This window comes from Corallococcus sp. 4LFB, from assembly GCF_046520365.1.
GTDB classification, from domain to species: domain Bacteria; phylum Myxococcota; class Myxococcia; order Myxococcales; family Myxococcaceae; genus Corallococcus; species Corallococcus caeni.
In genome coordinates this window covers 1-1,342 of sequence record NZ_JBKGHJ010001001.1, presented here as the reverse complement: position 1 = coordinate 1,342, position 1,342 = coordinate 1, and the positions used below count along the sequence as shown (strand labels likewise).

At 77.2% G+C, this 1,342-nt stretch carries 3 protein-coding genes; 2 read left to right on the top strand and 1 reads right to left on the bottom strand.

The window, feature by feature from the left end:
• The coding region (locus ACLEQD_RS43520) for a hypothetical protein (protein ID WP_410391810.1) at positions 1 to 213 on the bottom strand (213 nt) is incomplete at its 3' end.
• An 8-nt stretch (positions 214 to 221) separates the two neighbouring features.
• On the opposite strand from ACLEQD_RS43520, the gene ACLEQD_RS43515 reads away from it, so the two are divergent.
• Together ACLEQD_RS43515 and ACLEQD_RS43510 are read left to right on the top strand one after the other, a co-directional pair.
• On the top strand, positions 222 to 533 hold the full coding sequence (locus ACLEQD_RS43515; RefSeq protein ID WP_410391809.1) for a sensor histidine kinase: 312 nt from the start codon (positions 222 to 224) through the stop codon (positions 531 to 533).
• 70 nt (positions 534 to 603) lie between these two features.
• Positions 604 to 1,269, top strand: coding sequence for an OmpA family protein (locus ACLEQD_RS43510; protein ID WP_410391808.1), 666 nt, complete (start codon positions 604 to 606; stop codon positions 1,267 to 1,269).
• Positions 1,270 to 1,342 lie beyond the last annotated feature (73 nt).

Below are 1,342 nucleotides of genomic sequence, written 5' to 3'. Positions count from 1 at the left end.
GGCGCACCTGTTCGACGTGGCCCGGCTGGGCACGGGGCAGATGGCGCTGGAGCTGGGCGCGGTGGAGCTGTCCTCGCTGGTGCACGCGCTGGTGGCGCGGATGGAGGAGGCGCTGGCCACCGCGGGCTGCGTGGCGGTGGTGCACGCGGACGCGCCGGTGGTGGCGCTGGCGGACCGGCCGCGCGTGGAGCAGGTGCTGGTGAACCTGCTCACCAACGCGGATGAAGTACGCGCCGGGCCTGCCGGTGGAGCTGCACGTGGAGCGCGAGGGCGACATGGCCGTCATCGCCGTGCGGGACTGGGGCCCCGGCATCCCCCCGGAGGCGCGCGAGCGCATCTTCGAGCGCTTCGCCCGCAACACCGGCGAGCACGCGCGCGCGAGCCTGGGCCTGGGCCTCTACATCTCCCGGCAGCTCGCCCGCGCGCACGGCGGCGACCTGTCCGTGGAGGCGCCGGTGGAGGGCGGGCCCGGCTCGCGCTTCGTGCTGCGCCTGCCACGGTGGAAGAAACCGCCCGGGACGGCACCGGAGTGAAGCAGGCGGGCGGTGTCGCACGGCGCCCACCTTGCCGCCCACCCCCGGGGGGCCATTACCCTTGGGGGTCATGGACGACGCGCGGACCGAAGCAGCGCTCGGCCGCTGGCGGTGGCTGCCCTGGGGGCTGCTGGCCGTCGCGGCGGTGGTGGCCTCCACGGGCGCGTGGCTGGGCTCGCGCTCGCTCCAGGCGCTGGAGGCCCGGAGCGCGCAGCTGGAGCACGAGGCCACCGAGTCCGAGGCCCACGTCGCGCAACTGCAGACGCTGCGGCAGGCCATGGAGCGGAGGCTGCGCGCGCTGGAGCGGCAGCAGCAGGCGCGGGAGTGGAGCGGCGCCGCGGCGGAGCTCCAGGCGAAGAGCGCGGAGGCGCAGCGGACGCGGCGCGAGGCGGCGCTCGAGGCGCTGGGCCAGTCGCTGAAGGACGCGCTCAAGGCGGGCGACGTGGCGCTGGCCCTGGAGGACGACGCCCTGCGCGTGGAGGTGTCCGAGCGGCTGCTCTTCGCGCCCGCGAGCACGGCGCTCACCCCGGAAGGGGCCGCCGTGTTGAAGCAGGCGGCGGCCGTGTTCCGGAGCCCGCTCGCGGACCACCGCGTGGCGGTGGAGGCCCACACCGACGAGGTGCTCCCCGCCGGGCCCGGCGGTCCCGCCACCACCGCGTGGGAGCTGTCCGCCGCGCGGGCCGTGGCGTGGTGCGCCAGCTGGCCGAGCGCGAGAAGCTGGCCCCGGAGCGCCTGAGCGCCACGGGCCACGCCGCGTACCGGCCCCTGGTCCCCAACGACAGCCCGCCCCACCGCGCCAGCAACCGGCG

Coding starts and splice junctions, on each gene's coding strand:
- ACLEQD_RS43515 (WP_410391809.1), top strand. CDS start 222: ATGAAGTACGCGCCGGGCCTGCCGGTGGAGCTGCACGTGGAGCGCGAG.
- ACLEQD_RS43510 (WP_410391808.1), top strand. CDS start 604: ATGGACGACGCGCGGACCGAAGCAGCGCTCGGCCGCTGGCGGTGGCTG.